This is a genomic window from Flavobacterium psychrolimnae, assembly GCF_003312425.1.
GTDB lineage: Bacteria > Bacteroidota > Bacteroidia > Flavobacteriales > Flavobacteriaceae > Flavobacterium > Flavobacterium psychrolimnae.
The window spans coordinates 269,937-294,289 of sequence record NZ_QNUX01000002.1 but is presented as its reverse complement, the minus strand read 5'-3'; the positions used below and the strand labels follow the sequence as shown (position 1 = coordinate 294,289).

Annotated in this window: 19 protein-coding genes; 17 read left to right on the top strand and 2 right to left on the bottom strand. The window is 33.4% G+C overall.

The features are described 5' to 3' along the window. The first annotated feature begins 28 nt into the window (after nucleotides 1–28). The 5 genes from DR980_RS03515 to DR980_RS03495 all read left to right on the top strand — a co-directional run bounded on the left by DR980_RS03515 (nucleotide 29) and on the right by DR980_RS03495 (nucleotide 6,373). Nucleotides 29–1,351 carry a Na+/H+ antiporter NhaC family protein gene (locus DR980_RS03515; RefSeq protein WP_113633872.1) on the top strand — a complete coding sequence of 441 codons (1,323 nt, stop codon included), beginning with the start codon at nucleotides 29–31 and terminating at the stop codon, nucleotides 1,349–1,351. Nucleotides 1,352–1,533: 182 nt separating this feature from the next. After that, a complete protein-coding gene (fabG, locus tag DR980_RS03510) occupies nucleotides 1,534–2,280 on the top strand; it encodes a 3-oxoacyl-[acyl-carrier-protein] reductase (RefSeq protein ID WP_113633871.1) in 747 nt (248 codons plus the stop codon). Nucleotides 2,281–2,381: 101 nt separating this feature from the next. Further along, nucleotides 2,382–4,409 (top strand): hypothetical protein, encoded by a 2,028-nt coding sequence (locus DR980_RS03505; protein WP_113633870.1) that lies wholly within the window; start codon nucleotides 2,382–2,384, stop codon nucleotides 4,407–4,409. 14 nt (nucleotides 4,410–4,423) lie between these two features. Beyond that, complete coding sequence (locus tag DR980_RS03500) at nucleotides 4,424–5,320, top strand: LysR family transcriptional regulator (RefSeq protein WP_113633955.1); 897 nt, start codon at nucleotides 4,424–4,426, stop codon at nucleotides 5,318–5,320. Between the two features lie 75 nt (nucleotides 5,321–5,395). Further along, nucleotides 5,396–6,373 (top strand): YeiH family protein, encoded by a 978-nt coding sequence (locus tag DR980_RS03495; RefSeq protein WP_167400535.1) that lies wholly within the window; start codon nucleotides 5,396–5,398, stop codon nucleotides 6,371–6,373. 202 nt (nucleotides 6,374–6,575) lie between these two features. Here DR980_RS03495 and DR980_RS03490 read toward each other — a convergent pair whose 3' ends face one another. Continuing rightward, nucleotides 6,576–7,325, bottom strand: coding sequence for a YoaK family protein (locus DR980_RS03490; protein ID WP_113633869.1), 750 nt, complete (start codon nucleotides 7,323–7,325; stop codon nucleotides 6,576–6,578). Nucleotides 7,326–7,423: 98 nt separating this feature from the next. On the opposite strand from DR980_RS03490, the gene DR980_RS03485 reads away from it, so the two are divergent. Continuing rightward, the gene (locus DR980_RS03485; RefSeq protein ID WP_113633868.1) at nucleotides 7,424–8,422 is read left to right on the top strand and encodes a zinc dependent phospholipase C family protein; all 999 of its coding nucleotides are present in this window, start codon (nucleotides 7,424–7,426) and stop codon (nucleotides 8,420–8,422) included. 57 nt (nucleotides 8,423–8,479) lie between these two features. Here the strand turns inward: DR980_RS03485 and DR980_RS03480 are convergent, their stop codons facing one another. Then, nucleotides 8,480–10,579: an LTA synthase family protein gene (locus DR980_RS03480; RefSeq protein ID WP_113633867.1), complete on the bottom strand. Its 2,100-nt coding sequence runs from the start codon at nucleotides 10,577–10,579 to the stop codon at nucleotides 8,480–8,482. A gap of 162 nt (nucleotides 10,580–10,741) precedes the next feature. On the opposite strand from DR980_RS03480, the gene DR980_RS03475 reads away from it, so the two are divergent. The 11 genes from DR980_RS03475 to hisG all read left to right on the top strand — a co-directional run bounded on the left by DR980_RS03475 (nucleotide 10,742) and on the right by hisG (nucleotide 24,310). Further along, nucleotides 10,742–11,176, top strand: a complete 435-nt coding sequence (locus DR980_RS03475; protein WP_113633866.1) for a thioredoxin family protein — start codon at nucleotides 10,742–10,744, stop codon at nucleotides 11,174–11,176. After that, nucleotides 11,176–12,159, top strand: a complete 984-nt coding sequence (locus tag DR980_RS03470; protein WP_113633865.1) for an FAD:protein FMN transferase — start codon at nucleotides 11,176–11,178, stop codon at nucleotides 12,157–12,159. Before DR980_RS03475 ends, DR980_RS03470 begins: the two co-directional genes overlap by 1 nt. A gap of 15 nt (nucleotides 12,160–12,174) precedes the next feature. Then, nucleotides 12,175–12,387, top strand: coding sequence for a DUF4266 domain-containing protein (locus DR980_RS03465; protein ID WP_206531523.1), 213 nt, complete (start codon nucleotides 12,175–12,177; stop codon nucleotides 12,385–12,387). Nucleotides 12,388–12,430: 43 nt separating this feature from the next. Continuing rightward, nucleotides 12,431–13,879: a DUF3570 domain-containing protein gene (locus DR980_RS03460; protein ID WP_113633864.1), complete on the top strand. Its 1,449-nt coding sequence runs from the start codon at nucleotides 12,431–12,433 to the stop codon at nucleotides 13,877–13,879. Nucleotides 13,880–13,904: 25 nt separating this feature from the next. After that, nucleotides 13,905–14,567 carry a response regulator transcription factor gene (locus DR980_RS03455; RefSeq protein ID WP_113633863.1) on the top strand — a complete coding sequence of 221 codons (663 nt, stop codon included), beginning with the start codon at nucleotides 13,905–13,907 and terminating at the stop codon, nucleotides 14,565–14,567. Nucleotides 14,568–14,573: 6 nt separating this feature from the next. Further along, nucleotides 14,574–15,968: a HAMP domain-containing sensor histidine kinase gene (locus DR980_RS03450; protein WP_113633862.1), complete on the top strand. Its 1,395-nt coding sequence runs from the start codon at nucleotides 14,574–14,576 to the stop codon at nucleotides 15,966–15,968. A gap of 56 nt (nucleotides 15,969–16,024) precedes the next feature. Continuing rightward, nucleotides 16,025–20,359 carry a CusA/CzcA family heavy metal efflux RND transporter gene (locus DR980_RS03445; protein ID WP_113633861.1) on the top strand — a complete coding sequence of 1,445 codons (4,335 nt, stop codon included), beginning with the start codon at nucleotides 16,025–16,027 and terminating at the stop codon, nucleotides 20,357–20,359. A 10-nt stretch (nucleotides 20,360–20,369) separates the two neighbouring features. After that, nucleotides 20,370–21,485 (top strand): efflux RND transporter periplasmic adaptor subunit, encoded by a 1,116-nt coding sequence (locus DR980_RS03440; protein WP_113633860.1) that lies wholly within the window; start codon nucleotides 20,370–20,372, stop codon nucleotides 21,483–21,485. Between the two features lie 16 nt (nucleotides 21,486–21,501). Beyond that, nucleotides 21,502–22,620 carry a VIT1/CCC1 transporter family protein gene (locus DR980_RS03435; RefSeq protein WP_113633859.1) on the top strand — a complete coding sequence of 373 codons (1,119 nt, stop codon included), beginning with the start codon at nucleotides 21,502–21,504 and terminating at the stop codon, nucleotides 22,618–22,620. Between the two features lie 51 nt (nucleotides 22,621–22,671). Beyond that, nucleotides 22,672–23,175: a hypothetical protein gene (locus DR980_RS03430; RefSeq protein WP_113633858.1), complete on the top strand. Its 504-nt coding sequence runs from the start codon at nucleotides 22,672–22,674 to the stop codon at nucleotides 23,173–23,175. 277 nt (nucleotides 23,176–23,452) lie between these two features. Continuing rightward, nucleotides 23,453–24,310, top strand: coding sequence for an ATP phosphoribosyltransferase (gene hisG, locus DR980_RS03425; protein ID WP_113633953.1), 858 nt, complete (start codon nucleotides 23,453–23,455; stop codon nucleotides 24,308–24,310). Nucleotides 24,311–24,353: the final 43 nt, after the last annotated feature.

Here is a 24,353-nt window from a genome sequence, read left to right as displayed (position 1 = left end):
TCATAATTTTTAATTTAAAATTATTTTTATGACTTTATTTTCCAAAGACAAAGGAAATGCCTTTGCATTAATCCCTTTATTTGTTTTTATTTTTACTTTTTTGGGAGCGGGAATCATTTTGAATGATTTTTATGCTTTTCCATCACCGGTGGCTGTTTTAGTTGGTATAATCGCCGCTTTTTTATTATTCAAATCCTCAACTGAGGATAAAGTTGCTACACTAATCGCAGGTTGTGGCGAAAGTAAAATCATGACCATGTGTTTAATTTACTTGCTAGCGGGAGCGTTCGCAGTGGTAAGTAAAGCGATGGGCGGAGTTGATGCGGTTGTGAATCTTGGAATAAATACTATCGACGTTGCTTATTTTCCGTTAGGGATTTTCTTGATTGCTTCTTTTTTATCAACTGCTACAGGAACTTCAGTAGGTGCAATTGTAGCGATTGGTCCAATAGCTGTCGCATTAGCTGATAAAAGTGGCGCTTCATTACCGCTTATATCTGGCGCTTTATTAGGTGGTTCTATGCTTGGTGATAATCTTTCCATGATTTCTGACACTACTATTGCAGCAACTCAATCATTAGGATGTGATTTAAAAGATAAGTTTAAAATCAACTTGTTCATTGCCTTTCCTGCTGCAGTTTTTACTATTCTGGTTTTCTTTTATCTTGGTTTAAACTCGGATATTGTGACTGTTGCTATTGCAAAAAGTGATTTTTCCTGGATAGCAATTGTACCTTACATTTTAGTAATTGTATTAGCGGTTGTGGGTGTTAATGTATTTTCAACATTGCTTATTGGTACTTTATTAGCAGGTATAATTGGATATTTTAGTGGTTCATTTACGCTAATGGAGTTTACGCAAAAGATATATGAAGGCTTTACTAGTATGACTGATATTTTCTTGTTGTCTATGCTTACCGGAGGTTTAGCTGCCATGGTAGATAAAGCGGGTGGAATAACGTATTTATTAGTTCAGATTAAAAAAAGAATTAAAAGTAAAAAATCAGCTCAAGCGGGAATTGGCGCGATAGTAGGTTTTGCTAATTTAGCTATAGCGAATAATACGGTTTCTATTGTAATTACCGGACCGATTGCTAAAGAAATTAATGATGAGTACGAATTAAATCCTAAAAAAACAGCTGCAATTCTGGATATTTTCTCGTGTATAATTCAAGGGATTTTACCTTATGGTGCTCAAGTATTGCTTATATTGAGCTACGCTAACGGGAAATTAGATTTCTTTGACTTAATTAGTAATGCATGGTATCATCTATTTCTACTAGTTTTTACATTAGTGGCTATTTACAGTTCGTTTTGGGATAAATGGACAAAGCGTTTCTTTAAAATTTAAGAGTTGAATTTTGACTGTTATTGCTTTTGAATTTTTTTTAAAAAGGGAATTATTATATATTTGACGAGTATAAGATAGCCCTGATAGCAGTGAAAATCCTTTTATGTAAGCGATAGCGGTCATAAAAGATTGAAGCGAATAGCAGGAATAGCTCCAAATAAAATTTAAACTAATTTTTGAATATGAAATTACTAGAAGGAAAAGTTGCCATAATTACTGGTGCGAGTCGCGGAATTGGAAAAGGAATTGCGGAAGTTTTTGCAAAACATGGTGCAAACGTTGCCTTTACTTATAGTTCATCTGTAGAATCTGCTTTGGCTCTTGAAAATGAATTGAATGCTCTTGGAATTAAAGCCAAAGGGTACCAATCGAACGCAGCCGATTTTAATGAAGCGCAAACTCTTGTAGACGCAGTTATAGCTGAATTTGGAACGGTTGATATTCTAATAAACAATGCCGGAATTACTAAAGACAACCTATTGATGCGTATGTCTGAAGGCGATTTTGACCAAGTGATTGATGTTAACTTGAAATCGGTTTTTAATATGACTAAAGCCATTCAACGTACGTTTTTGAAGCAACGTTCTGGTTCAATTATCAATATGAGTTCTGTTGTGGGAGTAAAAGGCAATGCTGGACAAACGAATTATGCAGCTTCTAAAGCGGGAGTTATTGGTTTTTCTAAATCAGTAGCATTAGAATTAGGATCACGTAACATTCGTTGTAATGTAATTGCTCCGGGTTTTATAGAAACGGAAATGACGGCTAAATTGAACGAAGATGTTGTAAAAGGATGGAGAGACGGAATTCCATTGAAACGTGGCGGAACAACTGAAGATGTTGCTAATGCATGTCTTTTCTTTGCTTCGGATATGAGCGCTTACGTAACTGGACAGGTTATGAATGTTTGTGGGGGAATGCTTACCTAAAAATTAATTGAAAGATTGTAAAATTCAAAGATTTAAAGATTTTTGAACTATGTAATTAATTTTTTAATCATTAAATCCTTCAATCTTTTAATAAAGAATAAATGACAACAAACACGCTACTATTATTACTGCTTTCTTTACTAATAGCTGGCGGATTGTCGTTTTTTCAATACATCTACAAAGCCAAAAACAAATCGAAAATCGGTTGGTTTTTGGCTTTTTTGCGTTTTTTATCCATTTTTGGAATTTTATTGTTGTTGATTAATCCAATAATAACCAAAGATACGCTTGAAACGGTAAAAACGCCTTTGCCGATTGTTGTTGATAATTCAAGTTCTATTTCTTTTTTGAATGCCAATGAAAAAGCATTAGAATTGTATAAAAAAATACAATCAAACTCTGATTTACAAGAGAAATTTGATGTGCAATCGTATCATTTCTCTGATGACTTTGAACCTATAGAAGCATTTGATTTTAAAGGAGTCCAAACGAATATTGATGTTGTTGCCAAAAATCTAAAAAGCATTTATAAAAATACAACGTATCCAACGGTTTTGATTACGGATGGAAATCAAACTTCGGGTAATGATTATGTGTACAGTTTTGATGCTGTAAATAAAGTATATCCTGTGATTGTAGGCGATACAACCACTTTTTTAGATTTCAAAATCAATCAACTGAACGTTAATAAATACGCTTTTCATAAGAATAAATTTCCTATAGAAGCTTTTTTACAGTATTTAGGAACCAAAAGTGTAACAGCTGATTTTGTAATTTCGCAAGGAAATTCGGTATTTAGTAGACAATCGATTACTTTTTCTCCTTCCAAGAAAACAGCAACTGTAAACATACTTTTACCGGCTGATAAAATAGGATTACAGGTTTTTAAAGCTACAATATCATCAAAAGAAAAAGAAAAAAACACATATAATAACACTAAGAATTTTGCGGTTGAAGTTATTGACCAAAAAACAAATATTGCTATTATTTCAGCTATAAATCATCCTGATTTAGGCGCGATGAAAAGAGCAATTGAATCGAATGTACAGCGTAAAGTAACGATTGTTAAACCAAATGAAATCAAAACATTGCAAGATTATAATGTTTTGATTTTATATCAACCAACGACTGAGTTTAAAACTATTTTTGAGAATAATAAAGCTGCTGGAATTAATACATTTATCATTACTGGAAACAACACTGATTTTAATTTTCTGAATCAGCAGCAGGATAATTTGAACTTTAAAATGAGCGGGCAAAAAGAAGATTATTTGTCGGTTTTTAATGAGCAGTTTAATTTATTTGCAGCTGACAATATCGGCTTTGAAAATTTACCGCCTTTGCAAAATGCTTTTGGAACCGTAACTGCAAAAGGTGCTGTGTCTGTTTTGCTTTCGTCCAAAATCAGAACTATAGATACGAATGCGCCTTTGTTGGCTTTTGCCGAAAATCAGGGGAAACGAGCCGCTTATCTTTTAGGAGAAAACAGTTGGAAATGGCGTTTGCAAACCCATGTCAACAATCAATCCTTTGAAAAATATGATGTTTTCATCGATAAGATTATTCAATTTTTGGCTTCTAATAATTCTAAAAAATCACTGGTGGTTGAACATGAAAGTTTCTATAATTCAGGTGAAGCTATTGAAATAACCGCTCAATTTTTTAATAAAAATTATGAGTTTGATGAAAAAGCCCGTTTGACAATTGCGGTAACAAATACAAAAACCAAGCAAACGAAAAATTACGATTTATTAAAAGGAAATAATTCCTATAAAGTCAATCTTGACGGATTGAAAGCGGGTTCTTATGCGTTTACAGTAAAAGAATTGAATTCTAAAACGACTTATTCCAGTAGTTTTGAAATTCTTGATTTTGATATCGAAAAGCAATTCGTCAATCCCGATGTGGAGAAATTGACACAATTAGCCACGCAAACGCAAGGAAAAGCTTTTTTCCCTAACCAAGTTGATGTGTTGATTAAAACGCTTTTAGAAAATGAGGAATACAAAGCGATAGAGAAGAACATTGTTACTAAAACTCCTTTGATTGATTGGATTTGGTTATTGGTTTTAATTTCAATTTTGCTGGCAACCGAATGGTTTGTTCGAAAATACAACGGATTACTGTAATACAATTAAACAACATGGATTTTAGACTAAAAGTATTTTATACTGTTGCCAATCGTTTGAGTTTTACAAAAGCCGCAACGGAATTGTTCATTACGCAACCTGCGATTTCCAAACATATTCAAGAGTTAGAAGAGCAATATAAAATCAAACTGTTTGACAGGAATGGTTCCAAAATCGCATTGACACCTGCAGGTGAAGTGTTATTAAAACATACCAAAAACATTTTCGAACTTTATAGAGAAATCGATTTTGATATGAGCACTCTTATTAATCAGCGTTCCGGATTGTTGCGATTAGGCGCTAGTACAACGATTTCTCAGTATATAATTCCGCCACTTTTAGCTCGTTTCCACCAAAAATTACAAGATGTAAAAGTGAGTTTACTTAATGGAAACACCGAACAAATAGAAAATGCTTTACTAAACCAGGAAATTGAAATAGGAATTGTTGAAGGGCAATCAAAAAATAAATCTATTAAATATACCGAATTTTTAAAAGACGAATTGGTTTTAGTCTGTAAGAGTTCCAATCCATTAGTCAGTCTTGACGAAGTGAATCAGGAAGATCTTAAAAGGATGCATTTTTTAATGCGGGAACAAGGTTCAGGAACACTTGAAGTTATTGAACATGCGTTAAAACCATTTGAAATTAAACTATCAGAACTACAAATTGAAATGCAATTAGGAAGTACCGAAAGTATAAAATCCTATTTGATAAACTCTGATTGCGTGGCTTTTATATCCATTCATGCGATAAAAAAAGAACTTCAAAACAATGAATTGGCTATATTAGATATTAAAGATTTAGTTATAGAACGTTACTTTTACGTCATTACGTTACAAGGAAAAACGGATTCGCTATCGGATTTGTTTATCCAGAATATTTCCAATCATTATAATTTAAAGTTATAGCAGATTATAATTTGCGATTGGCTTAAATAGATTTATCGTTCCACCTTTGTACTGTAATAATTCAACAACTTTACATTGGAAACGCATCAAAAAACAATTCAAAAGGAATCTTTTATTTTTTTTAAAGTAAATGCCACATTGCAGCAACTTATTTTTGTTGTCTTGCTATTGTTTTGTACCACAATTTTTGTTTCTCCGCCGATTGCTTTAGTATTAGGATTGATTGTCGCCAACCTTTTTGGGCATCCTTTTTTAGAGTTGAATCACAAAGCGACCAATTATCTATTGCAGTTTTCAGTAGTTGGTTTAGGCTTTGGAATGAATGTTCACAGTGCTGTTTCTGCAGGAAAAGAAGGCTTTTTGTTTACCATTATTTCTATTGTGAGTACTTTAATTTTAGGAACTTTTTTAGGAAAATGGTTTAAAACGGATAAGAAAACATCTCATTTAATTTCTTGTGGCACTGCAATTTGTGGAGGAAGTGCCATTGCTGCGATTGCTCCAGTAATTAAATCGAATGAAAAACAAACGTCAGTTGCTTTAGGAGTGATATTCATTTTGAATTCGGTGGCGCTGTTTTTATTTCCTGCCGTGGGTCATTGGTTAGATTTAACACAAAAAGAGTTCGGATTATGGTGCGCCATTGCTATTCATGACACGAGTTCTGTGGTGGGAGCAGCGAGTAAATATGGCCCCGAAGCCTTGCAAATAGCAACGACGGTAAAATTAGCCCGTGCGTTATGGATTATCCCTGTAGCATTAATTACGACATATATTTTTAAAAATAAATCTGGAAAAATAAAAATTCCTTATTTTATCGGATTGTTTATTTTGGCAATGATTGCCAATACTTATTTGCCACAAATGGAGAGTATAGCGCCACATTTAGTTTCAGTTTCCAAAATAGGTTTGACAATAACTTTGTTTCTTATTGGAGCCGGACTAAATAGAAATGTATTGAAGTCAGTGGGATTAAAACCACTGGCGCAGGGTGTTTTGCTTTGGACATTCATTACAATTGCGACTTTGATTTCGATTATTTATTTAAATTAGTCATTGGTTGTAAATAACAAAAATTTCAATTAGTTTTTAAAAAGAAAAATTGAAACACATAGAAACATAGAAAATAAACAGCAAGGCAGCCCAATCCTTGGGTTCACATAGCCTTTAGTTTTCTCGAAATAAGTGAAACGCCTCCCGAAGTTTTAAAATCTATGTTTCTATGTGTTTCAAAATTTAAGTGACTTTTTTTCGATTATTTATCTAAAATAGTTTTGTGACGGAAGGTTTTTCGTTTGATCACATGAAATTGCAATCGGATATAGTCATACAAAAGCGCAAACAACAAAAAGGTTGCAGCAACAAAAAGTGTTTTCATTTCCAGTAAATTATAAAGAAAACCACCCAAAATACAGCCTAAAAAAAAGAAAATAATAATCGATAATCGGAGGTAAATACTAGTTTTTAATTTCTTGTTTTCTTCGGGTTTTTTATAGAAAAATAATTGAGACAATTCGATTCCTAAATCAGTAAAAAGACCTGTTAAATGGGTTGTTCTAACAGTTGATTGAGAAATTTTTGTTACTAAAGAGTTTTGTATTCCCATCGCAAAAAGCATTGCAAAAGCAATCCATTTTCCTTCGGAACTAGATAATTCAGAGGCGATGCCAAAAATTCCAACACTAATCAAAACAATCATTTCTAATGAAATAGGAATGACATGAGATAAATTGGGATGTTTTTTCGAAATCAATTCTGCTAAAAAATTAGAAGTAAAAGCGCCAAACAAAAAGAAAATAGTAAATACAAAAAAGGTGATTGCGGCTGCGTAATCCCGTTTCATGATTTCTTCGGCAAAATAGGCGAAATGTCCCGTAACATTTGTTGTCAATGTTTGTACTGATAAAACTCCGGTAACATTAACGATTCCGGCAACAAAAGATAATAAAGTGGCTAAACGAAGATTATGAATAAAAGTTCTGTTTTTTCCTTGATGTCGAAACATATTTGTAAGTTTTCTTATTTAATTAACAGAATCTTAAACCCAATTTTTTCTAATAACGATTTAAAGAAATACATTTGTACCTCAAAAAAATAAATTTAATGAAAAATTTTAAAATTAGACCTACACTAATCACTTTATCTACTCTTGGAGTTGCACTTTTTCTTTTGTCATGGGGCGTTATTGGTCATGAACGAATCAATAGAGCTGCAGTAATGGCATTGCCAAAACCATTACAAACCTTTTTTTACAATCATATTGATTTTATAACTCAGGAATCTACCGTTCCGGATTTAAGAAGAAATGTTTTGAATGATAAAATGGAACCACCACGTCATTATTTTGATATGGAAAACTTTGGTGATGTGGCAACATTTCCTAAGACTATGGACGAAGCGAAGCTAAAATACGACGAAAAATTCTTGACTAAAAACGGAATTTTACCCTGGCATATTCAAGATTTAATGGTGAAACTTACCAAAGCATTTAAGGAAAAAAGGAAAAATGAAATACTATTTATTGCAGGTGATTTAGGACATTATATTGCTGATGGTCACATGCCATTGCACACATCTGATAATCACGACGGGCAAAATACCAACCAAAAAGGAATTCACTCTTTATGGGAAAGCCGTTTGCCGGAATTGTTTGCAAAGGATTATAAGTTCAACGTACCTCAAGGTGTTTATCTTGAAAATGTAGAAAAAGCAACATGGGACATGATTTTTAATACTCATAGTTTAGTAGAACCTCTATTAGCGATAGATAAAAAATTGAGAACTGCGACACCTGAAAATAAAATATTTGTGACTGATGCTAGTGGGGAAATTGTAAAAAATAAATACGGAGGAACCATGTATTCTGATGAGTATGCCAAACAATTGCATGCTGATATGAACGGAATGGTTCAACAACAAATGAGAAAAGCCATTACAGTTACGGCAAGTTTTTGGTACACTGCATGGGTTAATGCCGGTAAACCCGATTTAAGTGGTCTTGATACTCCAGCGTTAACTAAGAGAAACAGCAAACTTCTAAAAAAAGATATGAAGACGTATGCTAAAGGAGATCTTTTTGGTTTGTCAAACGAAAAAGAGTAACGATATATTTCCAAATAAAAAACGGGTGAGACTTTAATTTCACCCGTTTTTTTTATGCTAATTAATTTTTTGATAATTCTTTTTCTTCAACATATCCGAGGCTGTTTGGTAGTAGGAAATCGTTTCATTTACTAAATCCGTTCTTTCTTTTTTCAACGGTATTTGGTCATAAAATATTTGAGAATCAGAAGCTACTTTTTGATTGGGTTTCAAAGTCAATTGAAATTGTTTTACGGTTTGTTTTGGCGAAATAATCGTTAAAACATTGTCTTTAATCAATCCTAAATCCTGATAAGTAGCAATCAAAGCTCTGGGCTTATAGTCCGATTTTAAAACATCCTGACCATAAAATTTACTTTGGTAATCAAAATTCAATAACCCAAAAACAGTTGGCATCACATCAATTTGCGACATTAGATTGGTGTATTTTCTGGGTTCAACAAAACCAGGACTGTAAATCATCGCCGGAATCCTATATTTATCTGCTGGAAGTTCTGTTTTTCCTGCACTTGAAGCACAATGATCTGCTAGAATGACAAAAACGGTATTATTAAACCAAGGCTGTTTTTTGGCCATTTCAAAGAATTTTTTCATCGCATAATCCGTGTACTTTACACCGCCATCACGAGATTTTGCATCACCTGGAATGTCAATTTTTCCATTTGGATAGGTAAATGGTCTGTGATTGCTTACGGTCATAATATGATTGAAAAACGGCTTATTTGCCGCTGCTTCTTTGTTCATCTCCTTGATGGCTTTGTTGTACATATCCTCATCGCAAACCCCCCAAATATTAGCAAAAGTGATTTCGTTGGGTTCGAATGTTTTTTTATCCACAATTTCATATCCATTTCCTGAAAAGAAATCGCCCATATTATCAAAAAAAGAATCACCGCCATACATGAATTTTACCGCGTAGCCTTTTTGTTTAAAGATACTTCCTGTAGAGAATTTATTTTTATTGTCGTCTCTTTTTACCACACTTTCGCCAGCCGTAGGAGGAAAACACAAAGTGACTGCTTCAAGACCGCGAACCGTTCTGTTTCCCACGGCATAAAGGTTGGTGAAAACTAAACTTTTGTTTGCTAAACTATCAAGAAACGGAGTGATATTCCCCTCGTTTCCATACATTTTCATAAATTCTGCGCTGTAACTTTCGATAGTTATCAGAACGACATTTTTATGATTTTCGGCTGCTTCATTTTTTATTTGTCTTAAAGTCGTTTCGCCTGAGATGGTAGGAATTTGTTGTTTTAATTGAGCAAAAGCTTCATTATTGGGAACTGTTTTATAGAATTTAAAATAATCCAATTCGCTTTTCATAAATGCCAAGTAAAACTTATAAAGTCCGTTTGCTTGTAATTCATTGGCAAATATATTTTGGGAATTTTCTTTAGCAGATAAAGCAGGTATTGCCAATAATGACGATCCGAAAAGAAGCAGGTAAACTCCTGAAATTTGAGCTTTTTGCACAAAAGAAGGAATACTTTCAATATAATTTTTTGATTTTTTTACAATGAAATAAGTAACAAGTCCTGCAATAATAAACAGCGCTGAAAACAACGGAATAACAGGATAGGATTCCATAATATTTCCGATAACTTCATTGGTGTAAACTAAGTAATTTACTGCAATAAAATTGTATCTCACCCCAAATTCGTTCCAAAAGAAATATTCGCTGATTGCGTTTTGCAGAATTAAAACGACGTAAAGGAAAATGACGAAGGAAAATAACCAAAACCTAATTTGGTTTCTATATTTTGGTAAAAAAAGTAATAACCCGAATAAAATCGTTTTTATGGACAGGAAAGCGATTACAATTTTAGGTAAAGCACTTCCATATTCGTTGAGTATAGTGTTTCCAAATGCAACGTAAAGCAATAAGGCAATCAACAATCCAAAAATTAGATATCCGTAGGGTTTGTAATATTTTGCATTTGATATAAAAAGTAGATACAACCACAAAAATCCACTGACTAAAATAAAAATAAAAATATCAGAAATTAGTCCTAAAACAAATACGGACAGTGTATCAACCCAAGTAAATGATGTTTGAGTAATGGGATGAACGAAAAGTAGAACTCTTACAACAAAGCCGATACTAATGTAAAATAATAATAAGTAATAAAATGGTGAAATTTTATATAATGTATTCATAATGAGATATTTACATGCAAATGTAGTGTAAATTTCTGAATATAATTTTTAAGATTTGCTTAATATTTTCTAAAAATTAATATTAGCTTAAAATCAGGAAACTAGAGGTTTGATTTGGTATAAAATGAATAATTTTACTTCATAATGTAAAATGTCATTACGATGAAAAAAAATATTATAATTTTGTTCCTTTTCATAGGAACTTTAGGCTATTCTCAAAACTGGAAAACGAATTTTGAAGAAGCAAAAATGCAAGCCAATAAAGAAAACAAAAATATTCTTCTCGTGTATTCAGGATCAGATTGGTGCGCACCTTGTATTAAACTAGAAAATACAATCTGGAAATCGGAAGATTTTAAAAAGGAGGCTGAGCAAAAATGGGTAATCTATAAAGCTGATTTTCCTAAAAAGAAATCAAATTTATTATCAGCTGAACTAACTGCCAGCAATAAAAAATTAGCAGAGCAATATAACAAATCAGGAAATTTTCCTTTAGTGTTGCTTTTGGATAAATCAGGAAGTGTATTAGGAATTACTGGTTACAAAAACGTAACTCCGCAAGAATACATACAAATCATTCATTCCTTTGAGAAATAATGAAAAAAATACTCTTCATAATTTTGCTGTTCGTAAGTGTAATCGCTACTTCTCAAATTACGCACAAGAGAAAGTTGTTTATGTTAGGAAGTCCTTTTGAGGTTACTGCTGTTGCAAAAGACACTATAAAAGCCAACGAATATATTGATTTGGCTGTAGCCGAAGTAAAACGAATTGAAAATTTAATTTCAGATTGGATTCCAACGACACAAATTTCAGAAATCAATCGCAATGCAGGAATAAAACCAATAAAAGTAGACGCTGAAGTTTTTGAATTGGTCGAAAGAGCGATAAAAATCTCCCAAATTACCAATGGAGCCTTTGATATTTCGTATGCTTCGATGGATAAAATATGGAAGTTTGATGGTTCGATGAAAGTAATGCCAACTGAAGAAGCTATAAAGAAATCAGTTGCAAAAATTGGGTATAAAAACATTATTTTAAATCCAAAAGAACACACCATTTTTCTAAAATTAGAAGGAATGAAATTAGGATTGGGTGGTATTGGACAAGGATATATTGCAGATAAAGTGAAAGATTTATTGTTTTCAAAAGGCTGTGTTTCTGGAATTATAAATGTTTCTGGCGATATTAATGCTTGGGGAAAACAGCCGGATGGAAAACCTTGGACTGTAGGAATTGTAAACCCTTTGAATAAGAATAAAATTTTCGCCACTTTCCCAATAGAAGACAGCGCGGTGGAAACTTCTGGCAGTTATGAAAAATATGTGATTTTTGATGGAATCCGTTATTCACATATTATTGATCCTAGAACGGGTTATCCGGCAAAAGGTGTGGTCAGTGTCTCTGTTTTTGCCAAACAAACAGAAATCGCTGATGCCATGGCAACAGGAATTTTTGTCCTTGGAGTAGAAGTAGGCTTGGATTTAGTAAATCAAATTAAAGGACTTGAATGCATTATTGTTGATGATAAAGGCAAAATTCATTCATCGAAAGGAATTGACATAAAAAAATATAATTAATTAAAAAATACAATTATGAAAGAAAAAATAGCCTTTGTGTTTTTTACACTTTTGATTTTGCAATCGTGCAGTTCCGTAAAAGAATATGAAAAAGAGAAAATAAATGATCCTGATATGAAGCTTTCCGCACGAACAGCTGAGCGTTATGAAACGTCTTTTCAAGTATATCGTGAAGCTGCTGCAGGTGCCAATGGTGGAAAATCAGGTGGCGGTTGCGGTTGCAATTAATTTAAAATATCAATTCAGATTGTAAATTTCAATCAATTAGAAAATGAAAATAAAAATTTTATCTCTTTTTATCCTAATTACGGCAACTGCTTTCTCTCAAGAAAACAGCAAAGAACCGGTTTTCAAAAAAAGAGTGTTAGAAAGTACGGAAGTTGACTTTTTAGCCAGTTATTACAATCAAGACGGATCAAAATCAGCCGTTTCAGGTGGAATTGGTTCGGAGAAACTGACTGATGTTGCCTCCAATATTGTCGTGGCAATGCCCTTGAATGATGATGATGTTTTGACTATTGATTTAGGAATATCAGCCTATTCATCAGCATCTTCCAGTAATATAAATCCATTTAATTCCACGGGAGCTTCTGGTGGTGGCGAAGACGGTGACGATGATAGAGTAGCAGGAAGTAAAGCGGCGGCTACCGGACCTTACGGAACGCCTTGGCAAGCTTCTTCGGGTGCTTCAAAAAGTGATCAGCTGGTTTCTGTTGTTGCCAATTATAGTCACAGCAGTGATTCCAGGAATTTTATTTGGAACACAGATGTTTCTTTTTCAAATGAATACGATTATACTTCTGTTGGTTTTGGCGGAGGAATCGCAAGTCTTTTTAATGAAAAAAATACGGAATTGAGCTTGAAAGTAAATGCGTATTTGGACCAATGGAGACCTATTTATCCTACTGAACTGCACGAATATTCAAAATATGGTTCTAATTTTTTAAATCAAGGCTACTTTAGCGGAGTTTCGGTTTTGGATCAAAACGGAGTTTCGACAACCAATTATTTGCCGTCTGCGTTTCAAACAGTAAATGCGGTTAATCGAAATTCGTTCTCAGCTTCTGTAGGTTTTTCTCAGGTTTTAAACAAGAAATTACAAGTTTCTGTTTTCTTTGATGTATTGCAGCAACAAGGATTATTGTCGTCTCCTTATCACCGTATTTATTTTGCTGATAAAGCGAATTTTTACATTGGACAACCGGAATATATCAGCAATTATGAAAGTACAAGTAATGCTGGAGTCTACAAATTAGCGGATGATATCGAAAGATTACCGGATTCTCGTTTTAAACTTCCTGTTGGAGCACGTTTGAATTATTACATCAATGAGCGATTTATATTGCGAACCTATTATCGTTTTTATTCTGATAACTGGGACATTCAATCGCATACCGCCAGTATAGAACTTCCTGTGAAATTATCGGATAAATTTACTGTTTTTCCAATGTATCGTTATTATACACAAACTGCTTCTAAATATTATGCCCCTTACGAAACCCATTTGTCAACGGAAAAATTCTACACTTCAGATGCTGATTTAGCTACATTTGATGCAAATCAATACGGTTTTGGTGTAAATTACACCGATATTTTTACTGCGGGAAAAATTTGGAAATTTGGTCTGAAAAATATTGATTTTAGATTCAATCATTACAAACGAAGTGATAATCTGAATGCTAATATTGCTACCATTGCTTTCAAATTTGTAATGCAATAAAACCTAAATTTACAAAAAGATAAAAATGCACATATTAATTGTAGAAGACGAAGCCGGAATTGTTCAATTTCTGCAACAAGGATTAGAGGAGGAAGGCTATACAATTACCAGTGCTTCTGATGGTTTGAAAGGATTTGAGTTGTCACAAAAGGAAAATTTTGATCTGATTTTATTGGATTGGATGTTGCCAAAAATGACTGGATTAGAACTTTGTAAATCCATTCGATTAAAAAACACTACGACTCCAATCATTTTTCTGACAGCAAAAGATACCGTTCAAGAAACAATTGAAGGATTGAAAGCTGGTGCCAATGATTATATCAAGAAGCCTTTTAGTTTTGATGAATTGGTAGAACGCATCAAAATTCATTTCAGAAACCAAAATGAAGATGAAATTCTGACTCTTGGCAGCATCAAAATTGATATTCCACAACACCGTGTTTTAGTAAATGAAATTGAAGTGGCATTGACGCAGCGTGAATTTGAACTATTGACGTATTTGGTGAAAAATAAAGGAAAAGTATGTACTAGAACTCAGATCATTGAAGACGTTTGGGACATTCATTTTGAATATGACACCGGCGTAATTGATGTTTTTATGAATGCGATTCGCAAAAAATTAAATTTAAAAATTGAACAAGACTACATAAAAACAGTTCGTGGTGTAGGTTATATTGCTAACGATTAAATAAAAATGCAACAACTTTCCTTTAAAAATAGAATTGCTTCTAACTATATTGTTACCACAGCTTTATTGATTTTTGTGGTTTTCTTTATCATTTATTCTATTGTTAAATTCAGTGTGTACAGTCATGTTAATAACGATATTACGAGTGAAGTTGACAAACACCTTACTGAAATTGTAATTGTTGGCGATAGTTTTCATTTGATTCATGAGGAAGAATGGAAGGAACGGGAACACAACACGCTAGACGTAAATCCGGTATTTATTCAGTTTGTAGATCAAAATAGAAATGTGATTGAAAAATCACCTAATCTTAAAAAATCTACTTTAATTTTTGATAAAGAAAATGCAGAAAACAAACTTTTTGATACCAAATTAGCGGATAACGCAATCCGTCAAATTCAGGTTCCTATTTATCAAAAAACAAAAATTATTGGCTACATCATAATTGCCATGTCACTCGAAGATGCTACGATGGTACTCAACAATTTATCCGAAGTATTGATAATTGCCTATCCTGTAATTCTGATATTGTTGTTTTTTATTGCTCGATTTTTCGCTGGAAGGAGCATAAAACCGATTAGTTCCATTATCACAACTTCTAATATTATTACCAAAGATAATTTGACATCCCGAATTCCGTTACCGCAAAACCGTGACGAATTGTTTGTTTTATCTCAAACCATTAATAATTTATTAGACCGAATAGAAACTGCCGTTGAAAGGGAAAAGCAATTTACTTCTGATGCATCGCATGAATTAAGAACGCCACTAACTGTAATCAAAGGAACTTTGGAAGTTTTAATTCGGAAACCTAGAGATCACTCAGAATATCAAGAAAAAATAAACTTTTGTGTTACAGAAGTCAATCGGTTGAATCATTTGGTAGATCAGTTGCTCTTATTGGCTCGATTTGAAAACCAAAAGCAAACCTTAAAAACGGAGAAAGTATATTTAAATGCTTTATTTTTAGATACTATTGCTCGATATTCTACTGTAATTCAATCCAAAAAAATCACTGTTTCGACTGAATTTGATCAGGATTATTACTTAGAAACTGATAATTATTTATTTTCGATAGTGATTAATAATTTGATATCGAATGCATTAAAATATTCGAATCAAAACGGGAATCTGGAAGTTACCATAAAAACTATGGATTCTAAAATTGAATGTCAGATCACTGATTCTGGAATTGGAATACCCGCTGAGGACTTAGAAAAAATATTCAATCAGTTTTACCGCTCAAAATCCACTAATCATCCAGAAATAAAAGGAACAGGTTTAGGATTGTCTATCGTAAAAAGATTGTGTTCTTTACTCAATATTGAAATTGCAATTAGCAGTAAAGAAAATAATGGAACCACTGTAATTTTAAGTTTATTTGAAGCAGACCTTAAGTAGTTCTTAAGGAAATCCTTATCTTTAAACTTTACTTTTGAAGTATAAATAAGATAAAAATGCTCGAAAAAATTATTGCTTTTAGCTTAAAAAATAAACTGATTGTCTTACTCTTTACTTTAGGGGTTTTCGGATTTGGTTTGTTTTCTGTTTTCCAAATATCCATTGGAGCAGTTCCTGATGTGACGAACAACCAAGTTCAGGTAATTACCACTTCTCGTAACCTTTCTACACAAGATATTGAACAGTTTATCACGTATCCTGTTGAGATTGAAATGGCGAATTTGCCAGGTGTCAAAGAAATTCGTTCTATTTCAAAATTTGGTTTATCAGTTGTAACGATTGTTTTTGATGAAAATTTGGGTACCTATCTTCCAAGGCAACTTATTGCGGAGAAAATAAAAACTGCTTCTGAGAAAATTCCGCAAGGTTTTGGAACACCAGAAATGGGACCAATCACTACGGGACTTGGAGAAATTTATCAATATACTTTAGAAGTAAAACCAGAATTTAAGAATAATTATTCCGTTACTGATTTACGAACCATACAGGATTGGGTGGTAAAACGTCAATTATCGGGAATAAAAGGTGTTGTAGAAATTAATACTTGGGGTGGTTTTTTAAAACAATACGAAATCGCGATTAGTCCCTCACGTTTGAAAGCGATGAATATTACAACAGCTGATGTTTTTACAGCGCTGGAAAAAAACAATAGTATTGCCGGTGGCGCTTACATCGAAAAAGTGAACCAAAGTTATTTTATCAGAGGCGAAGGAAAAGTAAATTCGCTGGAAGATATTGGGAATATTGTTGTTGCAAATGCTAATGGATTGCCCGTTTATATCAAGAATGTAGCACAAGTTCGTTTTGGTCATGCCAACCGTTTTGGTGCAATTACAGGTAATGGCGAAGGCGAAAAAGTCTTGGGACAAGTGATGATGCTCAAAGGTGGAAATTCTAAACAGGTAATTGATGATGTTAAGAATAGAGTTGCCGAAATCCAAAAAACATTACCTGATGGTGTTTACATTAATGGATTTTTGGAACGAAGCGAATTAGTGGGAAAAACGACTTTTACAGTTGCCGAAAACTTGATTTTAGGATGTTTAATCGTAATTTTTGTTGTCATTCTGTTATTGGGAAACTGGCGTTCCGGATTGGTCGTGGCTTCTGTGATTCCGTTGTGTTTGTTATTCGCCATTTCGTTTATGAATATTTTTGGTATCGATGCCAATTTGATGAGTCTTGGTGCTATTGATTTTGGAATAATTATCGATGGTGCTGTAATTATTGTTGAGTTCATAGCTTTCCAAATCGCCAGTAAATCCGCTCATTTAGTAAATCTCAGCAAGGAAGAACGCCAGTTGGAAATTGACCAAATTACCTATAAAAGTGCTTCCAAAATGATGAATTCGGCTATTTTTGGACAATTGATTATCCTGATTGTTTTTATTCCAATTCTATCCTTATCCGGAATTGAAGGTAAAATGTTCAAACCAATGGCAATGACCTTTAGTTTTGCTTTATTAGGCGCAATGATTTTCTGCTTTACCTATGTTCCGGTCGTTTCTTCTTTATTTCTAAAACCAAAAGCAGAAAATCCAAATTCATTATCCAGTAAATTAATCCATAAACTGAATTCCTGGTATTTGCCTATTATTACTTGGGCGGTAAGCAATACCAAAAAAGTAATGTATGGCGCATTAGGATTATTATTGCTGGCCGTAGGATTATTTGCAACCATGGGAGGAGAATTTATTCCTACGCTTGACGAAGGTGATTTTGTGATTCAGCCGGTTTTAAAAACGGGAACATCTTTAACAAAAACAATAGCCATAACGACCAAAATAGAAAAAATTATCCTCAATAACTTCCCGGAAGTCACACAAGTTGTCAGCAGAATTGGAGCTGCCGAAGTGCCTACAGACCCAATGTCTATGGAAGAAAGTGATATTATTGTAAAATTGAAACCCAAATCAGAATGGACTTCAGCTTCCACCAAAGATGAATTGGCAGATAAAATAAAAGCAGCATTGGAAAAACAAATCCCGAATATGGAAATCGAATTTACGCAACCTATCGAAATGCGTTTTAACGAATTAATTTCTGGAACAAGATCTGATGTGGCGGTTAAAGTTTTTGGCGAAGACTTGAATATTTTGGCACAAAAAGCACACGAAATCAAAAATGCTATTGCAAAAGTAGAAGGCGCTTCGGATATTATTATCGAAAAAACAGAAGGTTTGCCACAAATGTCAGTGGTGTATGACCGTTCAAAAATTGCTCGTTACGGCTTGAATATTGCTGATTTGAACGAAATGATTGCGCTGGGCTTTGCCGGAAAAACCGTTGGAAATGTCTTTGAGGGCGAGAAACGTTTTGATATGGTAATTCGTTTGGATCAAGCAAATCGCCATGATGTTGAAGATTTACGTAACTTATATGTACCAACACCAAACGGAGAACAAATTCCGTTGAGTGAATTGGCTTCTATCGAATATACCGAAGGTCCCGCTAAAATTTCTCGAGACAATACCAATAGAAGAATTGTAGTGGGAATCAACGTTCGGAATCGTGATTTACAAAGTGTAGTGACCGATATTCAGAAAATTGTGGACAATCAAGTTAAATTGCCAGCTGGTTATTACGTGAAATATGGCGGACAATTTGAAAATTTACAAAGCGCCAAAGCCCGATTGATGATTGCAGTTCCTATCGCATTATTTTTGATTTTTATCCTTTTGTATTTTGCGTTTGGCTCCGTAAAAGAAGCGTTAATGGTCTATTCAGCGATTCCTTTATCAGCAGTCGGTGGTGTATTATTTTTATGGATTAGAGATTTGCCATTCAGTATTTCGGCAGGCGTTGGATTCATAGCGCTTTTCGGAATTGCAGTATTAAATGGAATTGTCCTAATCGAACATTTTAAAGAACTCAAACACCAAGGCATGAAAGACATCGATGCATTAATTTTAAAAGGAACTACAGATAGATTACGTCCGGTTTTATTAACCGCTTCGGCTGCCGCATTAGGATTTTTACCCATGGCAATTTCATCTTCGGCTGGAGCAGAAGTGCAACGACCATTAGCAACGGTAGTCATTGGCGGATTGTTTACGGCAACTATTTTGACGATGATTGTGCTGCCTATTTTATATAAGGTTTTTGATAGTCAAACCTTCAAAAAAGCGAAGTTTAAGAAGCATCAAAGTGCTACTTATATCATTTTGTTATTGTTGAGTTCTTCGTGGGCTTTTTCTCAAAATACTAATCCGGAATTGGATAGTTTATTGTCGAAAGCAATTCAAAATAATAAAGGAATTAAAGCGGCTCAATTGCAAGTGGATAAAACAAAAGCCAATATCAAAACGGCAAATACTTTTGATAAAACAAATATTTATTACAGTTACGATCAAAATAATTTGGCACTAAATAATGAGCCTTTACGAGTATTTGGCGTACAGCAACGTTTTTCTTTTCCAACGGTTTACGGAGCGCAGAAAAAAGTATTTTCTTCTGAATATGAAAGGGAAAAAGCCAATTTTGATATTCAAAAAAACAAACTTTCATTGGCTGTTTCTAAATCGTATCAGCATATCGTTTATTTGCAACATCAAGAAAAACTGTATCAGTATTTGGATAGTTTGTACCAAAATTTCTCTAAAGCAAGCGACAGACGTTTTGAATTAGGAGAAACCAATTATCTGGAAAAAATTACGGCTCAAGCTAAATTCAGACAAATTAGAACCAAGCTTTCGCAAATTGAGAATGACAAAAAAGCACAATACGAACTGTTGCAATCCTTGCTTCAAAACGATGAAATAATAACAATAAATAGTAATTCAATTACACCTTTAAATACTTTTACTGATGCAACAAGTGAATTATTTTATACTGCTTATTTAGAAAGTGTTACTGAAAATTATAAAAACCAAATAAAGCTACAAAAACAACATTGGTTGCCGGATATTAACTTGGATTATTTTCAAGGAAAAAATAACGGTTTATCACAGTCGTTGTATGGTTTTCAAGTTGGTTTAGCAGTACCGATTTTATTTTCGGGACAAGTTGCTAAAAGTAAAGTCGCACAGCTAGAATTACAAAGTTGGGAACAACAAAAGCAAAATGAAGAAGTAAAAATAGAGAAGTACATTAATCAAAAAAAGAATGAATTAGCGAAGCATCAGGAAGCGATAAATTACTACAACTTATACGGGAAAAAATTATCGGATGAGATTATAAAAGTAGGAAACAATAGCTACAAACATGGTGAAATTGATTTTTTCCAATACATCCAAAGTTTAGAAAATGCTACAACCATTCAGGTGGACTATTTAGATACCATTTTACAATTCAACCAAACCCAATTAGATTTACAATACCTAAATTTTTAAATAATAACTAATGAAAAAATCTCTATATATAATCGCTTTATCTCTTGTTTTATTTTCTTGTAAAGAATCGAAAACGGAGGAAGTGGAACAAAAAGACAATGGTTTGACAACTATAACTTCTGCTCAATTCAAATCTTCAGGAATGGAGATTGGGACTCCAACAGAACAGGATTTTAATGTTACGGTAAAAGCATCCGGAAAAATTGACGTACCACCACAAAACAGAGCGAAGGTAAATACTTTTATGGGTGGTTATGTGAAATCCACAACGCTTTTGGTTGGAAATAAAGTCACAAAAGGACAAGCTTTATTAACGCTACAAAACACGGAATTTCTTGATATTCAAAAAGATTATATGGAAGTGGCCGAGCAACTAAATTTCTTGAAATCGGAATATGACAGGCAAAAAACGTTGTATGATGAAAAAATCACTTCGCAAAAAAACTACTTAAAAGCCGAAAGTGACTACAGAAGAGCCAAAGCAATGCATCAAAGTTTACGTGCCAAATTAATGCTTTTGAACATTAATCCTAGAAATGTAGAGAAAGGAATTTTGACTTCAACAATCACTATTTTTTCTCCAATAACGGGTGATATCGTAATCATGAATGCCAATGTGGGAATGTATGTAGCACCTTCGGATGTGATTCTTGAAATTGTAGATACGGATCACTTGCATTTAGAATTGGCTGTTTTTGAAAAAGATATTTTGAATGTAAAAATTGGGCAAAAAATACATTTCAAAGTTCCTGAAGCTTCTAAAGATGTTTTTAATGCCGAAGTACATTTGGTTGGAAAATCAATAGAAGGAAATGACAGAACGATTAATATTCATGGGCATTTAGACGATAACATAAAACAAAAACTATTGACGGGAATGTTTGTAGAAGCTGAAATAATTATCGATTCCAAAAAAGGTTTAGCAATTCCTTCTGAAGCATTAGTTACTGAAAACAACAAAAATTTCGTACTTTTATTAGATAATGAAAAAAATGGATATTCGTTCAAGAAAGTAAGCGTTACGGTGGGCGAAAAGTCTGAAAATTTCGTCGAAATACTTCCAAATACTGCAATTAATGATTCTTCAAGAATTTTGACAAAAGGTGTTTTCGATTTGGCTAATTAATTAAAAAGTAAATAAAATGGACTTGAAAAAACTTAAAGATCAGTTGCAAACAGAGGTTGATACTGCCTTTTTGTATGATAGCATTGCTGCCATTCAATCGGATGATAATCTTTCAAGAGTATTATTGAGTTTGGGTGAAATTGAAAAAGGACACGCGAAACACATGTTTGATAAAGTGTTGACTTTGGAACCAAATTATAAAATGCCTTCGCCTTCAGGAAGAGCAAAATTCCAATTGAAGTTGGGTAAAATCTTTGGTTACAGTTCTATTATTAGCAATCTTTCCAGTATTGAAAAGCAGTTTGCCGTAAATTCAATTAAAAATAAACTTAAAAGCGGAGAGAAACCAACAGGTTTTGAGCACAATCATCTTAATATTATTGAAGCGGTAAATAATAATGCTGCCTTGAATGTTTCCGGTGGCTTATTGTCCAAATTTGAAAGTAGGCATAAATCAGTAGGCGGAAATGCATTGCGTGCCGCCGTTTTAGGCTCCAATGATGGATTGGTTTCAAATATGAGTTTGGTAATGGGAGTTGCCGGTGCGGCTGTTTCTAATAATACGATATTGTTAACAGGCATTGCGGGACTGTTGGCAGGAGCAATTTCAATGGCTTTGGGCGAATGGCTTTCGGTACAAAGTTCGAGAGAATTAAACCAGCGCCAAATTGATTTGGAAACCGAAGAATTGGAAGCTTCTCCCGAAGAAGAGAAAAAAGAATTGGTTTTATTGTATCAGGCCAAAGGAATGAATGCTATCGAAGCACAAAAACTGGCTGATAAAGCTTTTGAAAATCCTCAAACAGCAATAGATGCAATTATTACGGAGGAATTGGGAATTGACAAAGAAGAATTAGGAGGATCAGCTTGGGAAGCAGCAACAGCTTCGTTTGTACTTTTTGCCATTGGAGCCATTATTCCATTATATCCATTTATGTTTTTAGACGGAAAAAATGCAATTTTATTAAGTGTAGGAAGCAGTGTTATTGGCCTTTTTGGAATTGGTGCTGCAATAACTTTATTGACAGGAAAAAGCATTTTATTTTCTGGATTTAGACAAGTTTCTTTTGGATTGTTGGCTGCAGCTGTAACTTATGGAATAGGTTCCTTGATTGGAGTTTCATTAGCAGGATAAAAAAATTAGTTTTTTATAAATCAATAGAATATAAACTTTAAATTAAAAATTATGAATGATGCCCATTTACACATGGTTGTAAACCATTTTCCAATTATTGGAACAATTCTTGGACTCGGAATTTTAATCGCAGGATTAGTACTCAAGAACAAGTCCGTACAAAATACAGCTTACATATTATTTGTCATTGCAGCTGTTTTTGGCTTTTTTAGCATGTCTACTGGCGAAGGAGCAGAGGAAATGGTGGAAGATTTCCCTGGAATAGGAAAAGCAATTATTCATGAACACGAAGAAATGGCCGAAAAATTAGCAATTGTTTTATATGCGTTGGCAATTACATCGCTTTTTGGCCTTTATTCTAATTTGAAAAACAAACCAAAAGCAAAGCTTGTTTCTTATATAGCGACAGTAGTTGCAATAATCGCCGTGTTTTTTGCACAACAAACGGGTACAACAGGTGGAGAAGTTCGACATACTGAAATTAGAACCGACAGTACAGCAGTAGGCAGTAATGCAGAGCAAATTAGCCCTACAAAGGAGGAGGAAAAGGAATAAAAAAAGTATTTTAACAAAAAAACTATATTAAGTTAAAGTATTAATTGCTTTTTAATTAAAAAAGCTTTTATATTTGCAGAGAAAAATAAAACACATGTTTACAATACAATTACATCATCATCATTTTCATTATTGCTCTCAAGCGATGTGTTAATGGTATGTGTGTAAATCATCATATTCTAAAAACCCGTTTGAGTACATCAAACGGGTTTTTTATTACCCAATATTTGTACTCAATCAAATTATTTTAAACAAAAACAAAAACAAAAAAGACAAAATGAGTACATTAAAAATTGCAATTCAAAAATCAGGACGTTTAAACGAAGACAGCATTCAAATTTTAAAAGATGCAGGTATTTCAATAGATAACGGAATCGACCAATTAAAAGCCGAAGCATCCAACTTCCCGTTAGAGGTTTTATATTTAAGAAATTCTGATATTCCTCAATATTTGATTGATGGAGTTGTAGATATTGCTATCGTTGGGGATAATCTTTTAGTTGAAAAAGGCGGGGATATTGAAGTAATTCAAAAATTAGGTTTTTCAAAATGTAAAGTATCTGTTGCTGTTCCGAAAGCATTTGATTACAAATCCGTTCAAGATTTAAATGGTATGCGTATTGCTACTTCATACCCTAAAACAGTGCTTGATTTTTTTAATTCAAAAGGCGTAACAGTCGACATTCACCAAATTTCAGGTTCAGTAGAAATTGCTCCAAACATTGGTCTAGCTGATGCTATTGTTGATATTGTTTCCAGCGGAAGTACTTTATTCAAGAATAATCTAAAAGAGGTTGAAGTTATTTTTAAAAGTGAAGCGGTTTTAGCTGTTTCTCCAAAAGTAAGTCCTGAATCTCAAAAAATTATTGATACGTTAAAATTCAGAATCGAATCTGTTTTAAGAGCAAGAAAATCAAAATACATTTTGATGAATGTCCCAAATAACAAAATTGAAGCAGTTGGTAAAATTCTTCCTGTATTACGAAGTTTAACGGTTTTGCCTTTGGCACAAGAGGGATGGAGCAGTGTTCACTCTGTAATCGATAAAGATACTTTCTGGGATGTTATTGATCAATTGAAAGAAGCGGGTGCCGAAGGTATTTTAATTTGCCCAATTGAGAAAATGGTGCTTTAAGATTTTAAATTGTGAGTTATGGATTATGAGTTTAAAAACGAAT